The following is a 12,439-nucleotide window of genomic DNA, read 5'->3' as shown; positions in this document are numbered from 1 at the left end:
GAACTGATGGCAAAAAAACCAACTGGTAAGAACACATCCGGACGCGGGCAGCGCGATCTGACGGTTAAAGTCAAGACCGCGCGCGGGCGGCGTATGAGTTCGACCCTTTGGCTGCAGCGGCAGTTGAACGACCCATACGTCAAGCGCGCGCAGGCCGAAGGCTATCGTGGACGCGCGGCATACAAAATCATGGAACTGGACGACAAGTTCCGCTTTCTGGTGCCGGGTGCGCGGGTAGTGGACTTGGGCTGTGCACCTGGCGGCTGGTGCCAGGTGGCCGTACCGCGTGTGAATGCCTTGGGTGAGAAGTCAGGCAAAAAGGTCGGAACTATTTTAGGTATCGATCTGCAAGAGATGGAACCGATTGCCGGATGCGTCCTGCACCAGCTGGATTTTATGGAAGACGACGCCGATCTCAAGGTCAAGGATTGGCTGGGGGGCAAGGCAGATGTCGTGATGTCCGACATGGCCGCGTCCAGCTCTGGTCACAAACAAACAGATCACCTGCGCATCATGGCGCTCTGTGAAGCGGCGGCCTATTTTGCATTTGACGTCTTGGATGAGGGCGGAACGTTTGTTGCCAAGGTCTTGGCGGGTGGTGCTGAGGGTGACCTTCAGAAGTTGCTGAAACAGAAGTTCACAAAGGTGATCAACATGAAACCTCCGGCAAGCCGGTCCAGTAGCTCAGAAAAATTTGTGGTTGCAACGGGCTTTAGGGGCTGACCCGCCGTAAGGAGTTTTCTGCCAGCTCGCGAAAGCGATCCTGAGCAGCCAAAGTGGCGGGTCTTGCCAGAAACTCTTGAGTTTCGATGGGTGTCAGATTGTCCTGACGGATCAGTTCGAACAGGCGCGCATGGCGCGGGGCAGCGGCGGGCCTGAACTCTTCCTCGCGGAAAAGTCGCATATCTCTCTCCAATGGTAACTGACCGCGCGAGCAGGTGCGGCCAGCGCCCAATCTGGCAAGAATTCATGGCCAAAGTCTTACCAAATCCTGTCAAATTGGTGCCCGACGTCACTTTCGGGCTTGAGGTTGGGGGTGGTATGCAGAAAAATCTGAACAACCGCTCAATTGCGACGTTGTGTCGTTTCTGGCCTCGGCAAAGGTGAACGAAGACGCTAACGTCGCTGCAAATGACTCGTGCTGCGGGCAATCAATAACAGGAGGTAACATGCGTTATCACACACCCGACTCGTTTGGAGATGCTGCCGCAATTGCAGCCTCTGCAACTGGGATCACAAGGTTTCTGGCCGGAGGCACGGATGTGCTCGTGCAATTGCGGTCTGACCTGGTTGAGCCTGACGATCTGATCGACATCAAGCATATTGCGGGCGTGAAAGAGATCACGCAGCGCAGTGATGGTGGCTGGGACCTTGGCGTTGCCGTGGCAGGCGCTGAGATGACAGAACACGCCGGGCTGAGTGCGGATTGGCCCGGATTGGTCGAAGGTATGGACCTGATCGGATCCACACAGGTACAAGGCCGCGCGACACTGGTCGGTAACCTGTGCAATGCGTCGCCTGCAGGCGACGGCGTACCAGCCATGATGACCGCAGGAGTAACGCTGACTGTCACCGGGCCGAATGGCAGCCGCGAAGTTGCAGTAGAGGATGTGCCGGCAGGCCCCGGAAAGACCACGCTCGCCAAAGGTGAGTTGGTCAGTGCAGTGCATATTCCGGCGCGCGGCGACAACGCGGGCGACGCCTATTTGCGCTTTATTCCACGCACCGAGATGGACATTGCCGTGGTAGGCTGTGCTGTGAACCTCCGTCTGGATGGCGACACCGTAGTTGAGGCCCGCGTTGCGTTGGGCGCTGTGGCGCCAACGGCGCGACTTGTCCTTGCAGCTGCTGAAGCCATTATTGGCACGACACTGGATGACGCAGCACTTGAAGCATTGGCGTCCGCCGCTTCGGCTGCCTGTCAGCCGATTGACGACAAACGCGGTACCATTGAGTTCCGCACGGATGTGGCCGGGGTTCTGGCCAAACGGGCGGCCAAAATCGCCTATGGGCGCGCAAAAGGGGATGCGGCATGAGCAACAAGATACATGTAACCACCACCGTTAACGGGGACGAGGCAGAGTTCTTGTGTGACCCACGCGAAACCCTGCTGGACTGCCTGCGTGACAGGCTGCACATGACCGGCGTGAAAGAGGGCTGTGGCACCGGCGATTGCGGTGCATGCAGTGTAACAGTCGACGGGCGTCTGGTCTGTTCCTGCCTGATGCTGGGAGCTGAGGCCGAAGGCAAAGAGATTGCCACAGTCGAAGGCATGGCTGATGGCGACGCATTGCATCCCTTGCAGGAAAAATTCATCGAACATGCCGCGTTGCAATGTGGGATCTGCACTCCTGGAATTCTGGTCGCCTCGGAAGCGCTTCTAAAGAAGAACCCGGACCCGACCGAAGAGGAGCTGCGCTATTGGCTGGCGGGCAACCTCTGCCGGTGCACCGGTTATGACAAAATCATTCGCGCCGTAATGGACGCGGCAGCAGAAATGCGGGAGGCTTCCTGATGGCTTTGGACGGAAAAACAAGCGAATACAAACAGATCGGCTCTACGCCTGATCGCCCTGATGGGTTGGACAAGGTTACAGGCCGCGCAAGGTATGGCGCGGATATCCATGTGCCGGGGATGTTGCATGGCGCGGTTGTGCGCAGCCCCCATGCCCATGCCAAGATCATCAAGATCGACGCCACTAAAGCATTGGCGCTGAAAGGCGTGAAAGCTGTCGTGACCCGTGCGGATTTCCCCGAGGGGTTGGAAGGCGAAGACTGGAACCTGCAGGAAAACTGCATGGCCGGTGAAAAGGCGCTCTATGACGGGCACGCCGTGGCTGCTGTCGCCGCAACGTCAGCGCTGATTGCACGTGATGCCGCCAAGTTGGTGGATGTCACTTATGAGGTTCTACCGCATGTTACGGACGTTGACGCAGCGATGCAAGACGGCGCGCCAATCATTCGCGAAGGGGCCGCAGACTATTCTGTTCCCGAAGGCATGCATCCCAACGTGGTGCGGTATTTCGATACCGGCCGTGGTGATCTCGACAAAGGGTTCGCCGACGCTGACCTCGTCGTTGAGCGCAGCTACACAACCGAAGCCGCGCATCAGGGGTACATTGAGCCCCATGCCTGCATGGGCCAGATGGGGGCTGATGGGCGTGGCGAAATGTGGGTTTGTACGCAAGGCCATTGGTTCATTCGTCGGATGTCGACCGCTGTTCTGGGCATTGAGACCACCAACATTCGTGTCACACCGTCAGAAATTGGCGGCGGTTTTGGTGGCAAGACCACCATCACGTTTGAACCTTTGTCGCTGGCCCTCAGCCGCGCGGCAGGCGGCAAGCCGGTAAAGATGGTGATGAGCCGCGCAGAAGTACTGCGTTCGACCGGGCCAACCGCATCGGCGTCGATGGACATCAAGATGGGTATGACCAAGGACGGCAAAATCACTGCCGCCCATGGCACATTCCGCATGCAGGGTGGTGCCTTTCCCGGTGCGCCGGTGGATGTCACCACTATGCTGGCCTTTGCCAACTATAACATCGAGCACGTGCACCACATCGGCTATGACGTTTTGACCAACCGCCCGAAACAGGCTGCCTATCGCGCGCCCGGTGCGCCTATGGCTGCCTTTGCGGTTGAAAGCACCATTGACGAGATGTGCCGCGAGCTGGGTCTGGATCCGATCAACACACGGTTGAAGAACGCCGCGCGTGACGGGACGCGGTCGACCTTTGGGCCAAAGTTTGGTCCCATCGGTCTGGTCGAGTCGCTGGAAGCCGCCCGCGATCACCCCAATATGCAAGCACCCTTGGGGCCCAATCAGGGTCGCGGAATCGCTTCTGGGTACTGGATGAACTGGGGCGGTGAAACCTCTGCTTCGGTTGCCATGTCGGAAGACGGCACAGTGACTGTCTCTGTCGGAACTCCCGACATTGGCGGATCGCGTGCGTCGATGGCGCTGATGGCGGCGGAAGCCTTTGGTATCAAATACGAAGATGTTCGGGTCAATATCTCGGATACGGGCGCCTTGGGCGTCAATGAACCAACCCACGGCAGCCGGGCAACTTATGCCAGTGGGCTTGCCACCATCAAGGCCGCCGAAGAGTGTATCGGCAAGATGTGCCAACGCGCAGCAGATAAATGGGGCATCGACGTGGACGCGGTTACTTGGGAAGACGGGGCGGCCAAGCCTTCGGGTCCCAATGCCGGGGATCATGATCCGCTGACCATTGGCGAAATCTGCGCCGAAATGGGCGAAACCGGAGGCCCGATCTCGGGCCACTACGAAGGCTCTCCTACCGGGTTCTCAGGTTCGTTCGGCACGCACGTTGTCGATGTCGAGGTTGATCCGGAAACCGGCCACACCACAGTTCTGCGCTATCTCGTGGTTCAGGATGCAGGCAAGGCGATCCATCCCGCTTATGTCGAAGGTCAGTTCCAGGGCGGTGCGGCGCAAGGCATCGGCTGGGCGCTGAATGAGGAATACATCTATGGCGAAGATGGGCGGCTACAAAACCCAATCTTCCTAGATTACCGCATTCCCGTCGCCAGTGATCTGCCGATGATCGACACGGTGATCGTCGAAGTTCCGAACCCCGGACACCCTTACGGCGTGCGTGGGGTCGGGGAGACGGGGATCACCCCACCTCTGCCAGCATTGGCCAATGCCATCCGGTCGGCCACAGGGTTGCGTCTGACAGGGCTGCCCATGACGCCCCCCAAGATCCTCGCGGCGCTAAAAGCGCATGGCGACAATGGTTGAGGTCAACCTATGGTCCAGCCTGCGCCGCTTTGCGGACGGGCAGGACAAGGTAGACGTGCCGGGAAAAACTGTGGGTGAGCTGCTGGACAATCTGGTGGCCGCCTATCCCGGCCTTGCCCCCGTCATTAAGGCGGGGGTTTCGATCTCAGTTGACGGCGAGATCCTGCCCGCTGTGAAAAGCGCCCCTGTCAAACCTGACAGTGAAGTGTTCTTGCTTCAAAGAATGAAGGGCGGCTAGATTTAGTTTAGCGACGCACTGTAAAGTCATGCAAATAGGACAGAAATGCACCGAATAGCATGATCAGGTATCCAAGCAGTTCCGTGCTCTCCTGAATGATTGTCTTAGTCCAGGAAGAATAGTTTTCGCCCAAGGCGTCTTTCAGAAAAACACTGGAACCAAACAGCCGGCTAAAGAAAATGACGATGAAAAGGCCGGTCAGAAAATACGCAAAACTGCGAGCCTCAAAATGATCTAAAAAGGGGATACGGATCGTTTTACGGTAGACGCGGGCGAGCCAACCGGCCGCGATCAGAACAACAAGCGCCGGATACTTCCAGAAACCATGCTCAATCTTGTCCAAAAGCGCGTCGCTTTCCCGAATGAACAAGATCAGCAGGAAACATGCGAGCAGCACGAGATATCCACGACGTTCAGGGTATTGGCGTGCGCCCAGCAAGAACAGTAGGCATGACACGCCCAACGCTGCGCTGTGCAGGTACTCAGTGATTGATTGCTCGCCCAGTCTTGTATCCAGTACAACCAGATCGACACGCACGATCAACGGTACGGCAATCAGGATCGCCGCGAGACCGAGAAATTCAAGGAAAATGCCGAGGCGTGTCTGGCCCTTTGGCAGTGATGTTTTGGAATGTGGCGTCATGGGGCGTACCTTGTCCGAATTCTTGGCAGTTTTCTAGAGACTTGACGCGTTGTCTGTAAAGATCTCGATCGAGAATGTCCCGACCCCGCGACAGGCAAATTGACTTATGACCTTATTGCACGGGCGCTTTCCGCAGTCCCATCCATGTTTGCACAGCATAGATCATCAGTCCAAGTGCAAGGAGTGTCTCACGATACTCTGTGAGTTCATGGGTTCGAACGAAGTGATGGCCGAGCAAAAGATAACACAGCTGCGACGCGAACATCACGATGAGCAGGACCAGAGAAACACATTGCAACCGCGCGTCCTGTCGGGCCAGATGAAACAATAGAAACAACGCTGTCCAAAAGGCCAGTTGGATCAGGATCGTGTTCCACATGTTCCAAGTTAACGCATTCATAGAAAGCCAAAATAGGCGACGGGTAGTTTCGGGGAGATCCGGTAGATTGCGAACTCTTTTGCCGCTGGAGCGCAGGCAAGAACCACGGGTACCAAACACAACAGGATGGCTCCGACAATGTAATAAACCACTTCGATTTCATGGGTATAGAAGTTGTGAAAATTGGTTTCATACTGCCAGTTCTCGGCAAACAATGGGGTGGTTTCTATGCCCAGAACGGGCTGCAACCACGACACCTCTTCCATTCCGGTCAGGAAGCTGCCGATCGACAACAAAACCAACGCCCCGACCAGCCAAATATTCTGTTTGGCGTGTCGCACTGACGCTGCAAACAACGCCGCGGCCAACATCAGCGCCGAAAACGAAATCCATTCGATGAGGCTGTCTACGCGGCCCAAAACAGTAAGGGTTGGTGGCGAAATCAAAAACGTTACGAGAATGCTCGACGCGATTATTGCTGAAAGCCAACCCAAAATGCCAGCGGCCCTTGTGTAAGGGGTGACCTCGGAGGGATAGTCTGACCAGGACAGGCTGCATGCGATACACCACGCCGCGATGAGCGAAAAAACGCCACGAGCGAAGTAATATCCATCCAGAATTGGTGGCAGTTTTCGGAGCGGGAAAATGTCAAGAACGACCCTGTCATAAACCGTCACAGCGATCCAGAGGACCAGAACGGCAAAGGTCACGAAAAGGGGGCGGCGAATGGCTAGCAAAGCTACCTCGAAAATGCTTTTTTAAGAGCTTTAACCAAAAAACATAATGTTGTCAGTAACTAAACTAAATCTAGCAACACAACTCATACATCAAAATAATATGAGGGATAGTGGCGGAGAGACAGGGATTCGAACCCTGGGTCCCCGTGAAGGGACAACGGTTTTCGAGACCGCCCCGTTCGACCACTCCGGCACCTCTCCGCGGGGGTCTTGGTGAGGGCGTCGTTTAATGGTGTTTGCTGAGGGGCGCAAGAGGGGTTTTCGTATTGTCTGAGAAAACTTTGCACCTAGATTAACACAAAGACTGATTGAGGCACGCTATGACCAATTTGCATCGAAAACTCCTCGCGGCCCTGAGTGTTGTTGTCCTCTTGGCTATGACGGTTACTGGGGCACAAGCCGCTGAACGGGCCAATGTCGAGGCGTTTTTGAAAACCACGGGATTTGACGTCGCAATCGACTCGATTACCCTCGCAGCGGAAAATGCCCCGGCCATGCTTGGTCTTGAGGACGGTGCATTCGGTGCCGAATGGTCTTTGGTGGCGCGCCGCGTGTTTGACAGCGATTTCATGCAAAACCGCGCAATAGGTATCCTTGAAGCCACCTTGCAAGATGACGTGCTGGCGCATGCGGCTGGGTTTTATGCCTCGGACCTTGGGGCGCGTTTGGTTGAAGCAGAGAACTTTTCGCATTTCGAAGATGACACGCTGAAATACGAAACCGGTCAGGAAATTGTCGCTGGTCTGGTGGCCGAGGACAGCCCGCGTCTCGAGCTCTTGAAGCGCATGAACCATGCGATTGACCCCAATGAAGTTGGCGCCGACGCGGTGCAGGAAATCCAGATCCGCTTTCTTTTGGCGGCGGCTTATGCAGGTGTAATTGAATTACGCGTTGATGAGCAGGGGTTGCGCGCTGCTTTGAAAGAGGGTGAGGCCGACTTGCGCCGCGAAATGGAGGCCTCTGCCTTGGCCAACGCAGCCTACACGTATCGCGACTTCACCGATGAAGAGGTGCTGCAATACGCGGAAGCACTGGAAGAGCCTGATATGCAAACGGTTTATGAGTTAATGAATGCGGTGCATTTTGAGGTGATGATGAACCGGTTTGAGGCTTTGGCAGCTGAATTGGGGCAAGTACAGCCAAGCCAGGAGCTTTAATGAGAGGCGGGCGGCCAAAGCCGCCCGTATCCTTCAAGAGAGTTTAAGTTTTAGCCACCCTGTGGTGTGTACCAGATGGGCGAGGTGTAGGCGCGCTCCTGGGTCGAAGTCGGGACATCTTCCGGTATCTCATCGCCAAAACGGATCGCATCATAGACCACCCAACGCGGGGTGGGGATTTCCAGTACCCGGGCATAGTAGAACGCGCTGAGTGACGCATCAAAGTCCGGGTCCGTCCAGACCGTGATCAATTCTGGCGCGCCGATCGTGTTGGTAAAGGTACCTGTCGCAACATCCACCGTGTTTCCAATGGCCGGCAGTTTGCCATCGGCACCTGGCGCACGGTCTCCGGCCCAGATCACATCATAGACCTGTTCCTGAGCATCTCCCGCCGCATCGACCCATCCTTTGACGACCTGAATACGGTCAAGGTTGCCACTGTATGGGTCTTTGAGGGCCGCCACGAGGAAGGATGGCGCCGCCGCTCCTTCAGGTGCATCGTCAAGGTCTGCGCCCATGGGCACACCCTTGGCATAGCCAATATCGGCTGGCAGGCGAGAGCGCGCATCGCTTTCAACAAAGTCCCATCCACCGAAGAAGCGCACCGTCATACGGCTGCCCGTGGTGCCATAGACCTCACGCCGTTCCATGGCGTCAAAGATCGATTTTCTTGTGTTTTCTTCGGCCCAGACCGCAGCATAACCTGACGCAGCCATTTCCCAGCCAAGAATTCTTACCGCATCAAATTCTCCGACAACGTGATTGCCGCGTCCGGGTTCCGGCTCAACACCGGAGTGTTTGCCAAAGAAGTTTTCCTCGGCTGAGGTTGCCAGGCCCGTGTGGCTGTCAGTCGAGCCGACGACACCAAACTTGTAGGGGTTTGTGCCGAGTTGACCCTCGAGTTTCAGGCCGTTTTTCAATGCTTCGCGAGCATATTCATACTGGAGCATCCAGTCTTCCTTGAGGCTGGGCCCCAGATTGGATTTGTCCCATGTCTCGTAATCCGCGAATTCATCATTGGGGCTAAGGAACGGATGTGTCTCGCCATCGCCCTTGATCTGAGTGATCTCGTAAAGCGGCTCCCATTTTGCGCGTTGTTCAGCGTAGTCGCCGGTCAACGGTTCGCCGGTTTTTGGGTTGGTTTCGACCGGAAACATCAACCCGTTTGAGACATTGCCGTTATGAGCCAACGCAAACACACGCCCGCCGGTTGCCTCTTCGTAGCGGCCCATCCAGTCCCAGAGATCCTCGGGGTTAAAGGTTTCCGCCGTGGTGAACGGCAGCATTTGGCGCGCCCTGCTGGCATCGTCACGGTAAATGACATTGCGGTGCAGGTTGTTGCCAACCTCGGTCGAGGTCCATTCGTAGCCGATAAAGGCCGTGAATGTGCCCGGATCATCATAGGTGTCAGCGGTCTCGGTAAACTCGTCCCAAACCGATTGCACGAAACGGCGATCGGCAGCGGCCTCGGGCAGAGCTTCCCCGGTGATTCCGGCAAAAGTTTCGATCACCTCCATGGTGGCAGCAAGCGCGATGTCTCCGCCCTGATTGAGGCGTTCGTTCCAATCGCGCAAGACCGGATCCCGCATCAACGCAGGGTTGCCATCAATGATCTCGTTCATGGCGCCCATGGCATCCGAGTGATCTGCGACAACCAACCAGTCGAGCGGGCGGGACAGCTTAACGCGAAGCCCGTGCGATGTGGTGACCTCATCCCCGCGGGCAAACTCATAGGCGTTAGCCGGGCTGAGAACGGCGCCAAAGGCCCGCGCATCAAGAGAGTTCGAGGTATGCAGATGCGTGTCCCCCCAAAGCGGAAGAACCGGGAAGTTGCGCCCGGCATATGGCGAGAATGCATCAGGCGCCGGATCGCTCATGTCGTCGGCAGAGATGGTCATTTCGCCGACCTGTCCGCCAGTGACTTCTTCTGCTTGGGCTAGTGTTGTGGAACACAATAGCGTTGCGGCAAAACCTAGTGTTCGAAACATCCCTATAGATCTCCCCTGTAATCAGATTGGTTGTCAAAAAGATAAGATAGCATGCTACATATAAATCTCAAAAGTTTGGATTGGTAAAAGAGCTGTCAAATTCGGTTTGCGAGATCTCTCAAATCGTGATTTGCGTGTATTTGTCCAAGTCGTTTGTTTTGCAATTGCAAACAAACTTCCCGCTTGACTTACCCCCAATTCCAACCGATAAGCGCGCATCCCGGCGTAAGGAGCACCCTTGCGCCGTGTTTTATTGACACATCAGCCCGAAGAGGGCGCGCAGTTCGAGGCGGCATGAGCCGAAAACACCCAGACCCAACATCGGGCGCGGGGGCCACAGGACGCGGGAAATCGAAGGAAGACAGGACATGTTCGCAGTCCTTAAGACCGGCGGTAAGCAGTATAAAGTACAGGCAGGTGACATCCTGCGTGTCGAAAAGCTCGCAGCAGACGCCGGCGAAACCGTACAATTCAACGAAGTTCTGATGCTCGGCGGTGACAAAACCGTTGTGGGCGCACCTTTGGTAGATGGCGCAGCCGTTCAGGCCCAGGTCGTCGACCAAATCAAAGGTGACAAGGTCATCAACTTCGTTAAGCGTCGTCGTAAGCACTCGTCCAAGCGCACCGTCGGTCACCGTCAAAAGCTGACCCTGGTTAAGATCACTGACATCCTCGCCTCTGGTGCGGACAAGTCAGGCGTCAAAGCCGCACTGGGCGCCGGTTCGGTTCCAGCCGCAGCCGCCGTGGCCGCAGCTCCGAAGAAAGCCGCACCCAAGAAGGCCGCTAAGACCGAAGCCAAAGCAAAAGCGCCTGCTGCTGCTGCTGCCGCAGACGATCTGACAGCCATCACCGGTGTCGGTCCCGCAGCCGCCAAGAAACTGGCAGACGCAGGTATCACCTCGTTCGCACAGCTGGCCGCCGTAGACGTCGACAGCTTTGATGCTGTAAAAGTCAAAGCCGAATGGGTCGCTCAGGCGGCCGATCTGGCGAAGTAAGCTGAGATAGGAGACCAACGATATGGCACATAAAAAAGCTGGCGGTAGCTCCCGTAACGGTCGCGACTCAGCAGGTCGTCGCCTTGGCGTGAAAAAATATGGCGGCGAAGCTGTCATTCCCGGCAACATCATCCTGCGTCAGCGCGGCACAAAAATGTGGCCGGGCGAAGGCGTCGGCATGGGCAAAGATCACACCATCTTTGCGACTGTTGATGGCAACGTCAAATTCCACAAAGGCCTCAAGGGCCGCACCTTTATTTCGGTCCTGCCAGTGGCGGAGGCCGCAGAGTAAGCCGAACCTAAAAGGTAGTGAGACATCTTAGGGGACCGGCGGAAACGCCGGTCCTTTTCTTTTTTAACTTTAACGTTTTGGAACAAGCCAGATGACCGTGGCCGTGATCAGTTTCAGTGCCTTTGCGGCGAGCCAGGTGGCAACACCGGGCCCGGCCAATATGGCATTGCTGGCGACCGGCGCGCGGTTTGGCTTTGGGGCGGCTTTGCCCTTTGTGGCGGGCGTTGCGCTGGGGAAGCAATTGATTATCTGGCCAATTGGATTTGGCTTGATGTCGGTGGCTGACAGTGTGCCGTGGGTGTTTGACGCTCTTAAATGGGCGTCTGTGACCTATATTTGCTGGTTGGCCTGGAAAGTTGCCAATCTGCGCCTTGCGCCTGATGGGGCAGAGGTTGAACAGGCCCCCGGTTTCATGGCCGGACTGGCCGTGCATCCACTCAATCCCAAGGCCTGGGCAATGATCGTCACCGGCTTCACAACTTTTGTTGAACCCGGCACGCCCATCTTGCAGGCCACCCTGACAATCGCCATCTGTCTATTGGCCTGTCAGGCAGTGTTTCACCCGATCTGGACTTTTGGAGGAGACCGGATCGCGCGGCTCGTCGCTGGACGACCTGCCGAACGTTATTTGATGAGGACGTTGGCCGCTTTGACGGTGGCCTCGGTTCTTTATGTTCTGTTTTGAGGAGGGCAGGCATATGAAACATGACATGATCGTCAATCAGCCCGTGATCGAGGCCGAGCGCTTTGTTCTGCGCCCGTTGCGCCGTTCAGATCTGGGCCTGATTGAAATGTACGCAGGTCAGGAAGAGTTGGCGCGTATGACCAGCTCGGTCCCGCACCCACTGCCACCGGGCAGTGTCGAAGCCTATATCGCCCGCGCCCAAAGTGATGAGCGCGTCGAAGACGTCTGGGCGATGGATGGCTCTGCTGCAGGTGGCGCCGAGGTTATGGGTGTGATTGGCCTGAAACGGGTTGATCTGAACCAGACCGAGATCGGCTACTGGGTCGCACCTGCGTTCTGGAACACCGGGCTGGCCTCTGAGGCCGTCAGCGCCTTGATCGCGGCCAACCCATTGATGAGCGACACGATCTTTGCCGCTGTCTTTCAGGACAACCCGGCCTCGGCCCGTGTGCTGACCAATGGCGGCTTTCAATATCTCGGTGACGCCGAGAGTTTTTCGGTCGCGCGCAATGCCGCAGTCCCGACCTGGACATATAGCCTCAAACTGAGTTGAGGCCG

The 12,439-nt window shown here is 56.6% G+C and carries 15 protein-coding genes and 1 tRNA gene; 10 read left to right on the top strand and 6 right to left on the bottom strand.

Annotated features, from left to right (window positions below):
* The first annotated feature begins 6 nt into the window (after nucleotides 1-6).
* A complete protein-coding gene (locus Q0932_RS16785; RefSeq protein ID WP_299355746.1) occupies nucleotides 7-723 on the top strand; it encodes an RlmE family RNA methyltransferase in 717 nt (238 codons plus the stop codon).
* Here the strand turns inward: Q0932_RS16785 and Q0932_RS16780 are convergent.
* A complete protein-coding gene (locus Q0932_RS16780) occupies nucleotides 713-904 on the bottom strand; it encodes a hypothetical protein (RefSeq protein ID WP_299355744.1) in 192 nt (63 codons plus the stop codon). The two genes, Q0932_RS16785 and Q0932_RS16780, sit on opposite strands and share 11 nt — an antisense overlap.
* Nucleotides 905-1,169: 265 nt before the next feature.
* On the opposite strand from Q0932_RS16780, the gene Q0932_RS16775 reads away from it, so the two are divergent.
* Genes Q0932_RS16775 through Q0932_RS16760 form a run of 4 tightly spaced genes read left to right on the top strand, consistent with a single transcriptional unit; the run spans nucleotide 1,170 to nucleotide 5,005 of the window.
* Complete coding sequence (locus Q0932_RS16775; RefSeq protein WP_299355742.1) at nucleotides 1,170-2,036, top strand: xanthine dehydrogenase family protein subunit M; 867 nt, start codon at nucleotides 1,170-1,172, stop codon at nucleotides 2,034-2,036.
* Complete coding sequence (locus Q0932_RS16770; RefSeq protein ID WP_299355740.1) at nucleotides 2,033-2,515, top strand: 2Fe-2S iron-sulfur cluster-binding protein; 483 nt, start codon at nucleotides 2,033-2,035, stop codon at nucleotides 2,513-2,515. The genes Q0932_RS16775 and Q0932_RS16770 overlap by 4 nt, the downstream gene beginning before the upstream one ends.
* Complete coding sequence (locus Q0932_RS16765; RefSeq protein ID WP_299355738.1) at nucleotides 2,515-4,767, top strand: xanthine dehydrogenase family protein molybdopterin-binding subunit; 2,253 nt, start codon at nucleotides 2,515-2,517, stop codon at nucleotides 4,765-4,767. The genes Q0932_RS16770 and Q0932_RS16765 overlap by 1 nt, the downstream gene beginning before the upstream one ends.
* The gene (locus Q0932_RS16760) at nucleotides 4,751-5,005 is read left to right on the top strand and encodes a MoaD/ThiS family protein (protein ID WP_299355736.1); all 255 of its coding nucleotides are present in this window, start codon (nucleotides 4,751-4,753) and stop codon (nucleotides 5,003-5,005) included. The genes Q0932_RS16765 and Q0932_RS16760 overlap by 17 nt, the downstream gene beginning before the upstream one ends.
* 7 nt (nucleotides 5,006-5,012) lie before the next feature.
* Here the strand turns inward: Q0932_RS16760 and Q0932_RS16755 are convergent, their stop codons facing one another.
* The 4 genes from Q0932_RS16755 to Q0932_RS16740 all read right to left on the bottom strand — a co-directional run bounded on the left by Q0932_RS16755 (nucleotide 5,013) and on the right by Q0932_RS16740 (nucleotide 6,965).
* Entirely contained in the window at nucleotides 5,013-5,648 is a 636-nt protein-coding gene (locus Q0932_RS16755; protein WP_299355734.1) for a hypothetical protein, read from the bottom strand.
* A gap of 112 nt (nucleotides 5,649-5,760) precedes the next feature.
* Complete coding sequence (locus Q0932_RS16750) at nucleotides 5,761-6,048, bottom strand: hypothetical protein (RefSeq protein ID WP_299355732.1); 288 nt, start codon at nucleotides 6,046-6,048, stop codon at nucleotides 5,761-5,763.
* Entirely contained in the window at nucleotides 6,045-6,764 is a 720-nt protein-coding gene (locus Q0932_RS16745) for a hypothetical protein (protein ID WP_299355730.1), read from the bottom strand. Before Q0932_RS16745 ends, Q0932_RS16750 begins: the two co-directional genes overlap by 4 nt.
* Nucleotides 6,765-6,875: 111 nt before the next feature.
* Nucleotides 6,876-6,965 (bottom strand) — tRNA-Ser (locus Q0932_RS16740).
* A 119-nt stretch (nucleotides 6,966-7,084) separates the two neighbouring features.
* Between Q0932_RS16740 and Q0932_RS16735 the strand changes: the two genes are divergently transcribed.
* Complete coding sequence (locus tag Q0932_RS16735) at nucleotides 7,085-7,921, top strand: DUF2059 domain-containing protein (RefSeq protein ID WP_299355728.1); 837 nt, start codon at nucleotides 7,085-7,087, stop codon at nucleotides 7,919-7,921.
* A gap of 50 nt (nucleotides 7,922-7,971) precedes the next feature.
* Here the strand turns inward: Q0932_RS16735 and Q0932_RS16730 are convergent, their stop codons facing one another.
* Complete coding sequence (locus tag Q0932_RS16730; protein ID WP_299355726.1) at nucleotides 7,972-9,909, bottom strand: DUF3604 domain-containing protein; 1,938 nt, start codon at nucleotides 9,907-9,909, stop codon at nucleotides 7,972-7,974.
* A gap of 368 nt (nucleotides 9,910-10,277) precedes the next feature.
* Here Q0932_RS16730 and Q0932_RS16725 point away from each other — a divergent pair, with 368 nt between their 5' ends.
* The 4 genes from Q0932_RS16725 (at nucleotide 10,278) to Q0932_RS16710 (ending at nucleotide 12,434) form a co-directional block, all read left to right on the top strand.
* Nucleotides 10,278-10,904 (top strand): 50S ribosomal protein L21, encoded by a 627-nt coding sequence (locus tag Q0932_RS16725; RefSeq protein WP_299355724.1) that lies wholly within the window; start codon nucleotides 10,278-10,280, stop codon nucleotides 10,902-10,904.
* Nucleotides 10,905-10,926: 22 nt separating this feature from the next.
* The gene (rpmA, locus tag Q0932_RS16720; protein WP_058240812.1) at nucleotides 10,927-11,196 is read left to right on the top strand and encodes a 50S ribosomal protein L27; all 270 of its coding nucleotides are present in this window, start codon (nucleotides 10,927-10,929) and stop codon (nucleotides 11,194-11,196) included.
* Nucleotides 11,197-11,287: 91 nt separating this feature from the next.
* Nucleotides 11,288-11,881 carry a LysE family translocator gene (locus Q0932_RS16715; RefSeq protein ID WP_299355721.1) on the top strand — a complete coding sequence of 198 codons (594 nt, stop codon included), beginning with the start codon at nucleotides 11,288-11,290 and terminating at the stop codon, nucleotides 11,879-11,881.
* Between the two features lie 13 nt (nucleotides 11,882-11,894).
* Nucleotides 11,895-12,434 (top strand): GNAT family N-acetyltransferase, encoded by a 540-nt coding sequence (locus Q0932_RS16710; protein ID WP_299355719.1) that lies wholly within the window; start codon nucleotides 11,895-11,897, stop codon nucleotides 12,432-12,434.
* Nucleotides 12,435-12,439 lie beyond the last annotated feature (5 nt).

This window comes from uncultured Shimia sp., assembly GCF_947498095.1.
Taxonomy (GTDB): domain Bacteria; phylum Pseudomonadota; class Alphaproteobacteria; order Rhodobacterales; family Rhodobacteraceae; genus Shimia.
The sequence above is the reverse complement of the archived record's forward strand: the minus strand, read 5'-3'. Positions and strand labels throughout refer to the sequence as shown.

Bases quoted from the DNA above. Each gene is read 5' to 3' on its own strand.
- Q0932_RS16785 (WP_299355746.1), top strand. From the start codon at position 7: ATGGCAAAAAAACCAACTGGTAAGAACACATCCGGACGCGGGCAGCGC.
- Q0932_RS16780 (WP_299355744.1), bottom strand. From the start codon at position 904: ATGCGACTTTTCCGCGAGGAAGAGTTCAGGCCCGCCGCTGCCCCGCGC.
- Q0932_RS16775 (WP_299355742.1), top strand. From the start codon at position 1,170: ATGCGTTATCACACACCCGACTCGTTTGGAGATGCTGCCGCAATTGCA.
- Q0932_RS16770 (WP_299355740.1), top strand. From the start codon at position 2,033: ATGAGCAACAAGATACATGTAACCACCACCGTTAACGGGGACGAGGCA.
- Q0932_RS16765 (WP_299355738.1), top strand. From the start codon at position 2,515: ATGGCTTTGGACGGAAAAACAAGCGAATACAAACAGATCGGCTCTACG.
- Q0932_RS16760 (WP_299355736.1), top strand. From the start codon at position 4,751: ATGGCGACAATGGTTGAGGTCAACCTATGGTCCAGCCTGCGCCGCTTT.
- Q0932_RS16755 (WP_299355734.1), bottom strand. From the start codon at position 5,648: ATGACGCCACATTCCAAAACATCACTGCCAAAGGGCCAGACACGCCTC.
- Q0932_RS16750 (WP_299355732.1), bottom strand. From the start codon at position 6,048: ATGAATGCGTTAACTTGGAACATGTGGAACACGATCCTGATCCAACTG.
- Q0932_RS16735 (WP_299355728.1), top strand. From the start codon at position 7,085: ATGACCAATTTGCATCGAAAACTCCTCGCGGCCCTGAGTGTTGTTGTC.
- Q0932_RS16730 (WP_299355726.1), bottom strand. From the start codon at position 9,909: ATGTTTCGAACACTAGGTTTTGCCGCAACGCTATTGTGTTCCACAACA.
- Q0932_RS16725 (WP_299355724.1), top strand. From the start codon at position 10,278: ATGTTCGCAGTCCTTAAGACCGGCGGTAAGCAGTATAAAGTACAGGCA.
- rpmA (WP_058240812.1), top strand. From the start codon at position 10,927: ATGGCACATAAAAAAGCTGGCGGTAGCTCCCGTAACGGTCGCGACTCA.
- Q0932_RS16715 (WP_299355721.1), top strand. From the start codon at position 11,288: ATGACCGTGGCCGTGATCAGTTTCAGTGCCTTTGCGGCGAGCCAGGTG.
- Q0932_RS16710 (WP_299355719.1), top strand. From the start codon at position 11,895: ATGAAACATGACATGATCGTCAATCAGCCCGTGATCGAGGCCGAGCGC.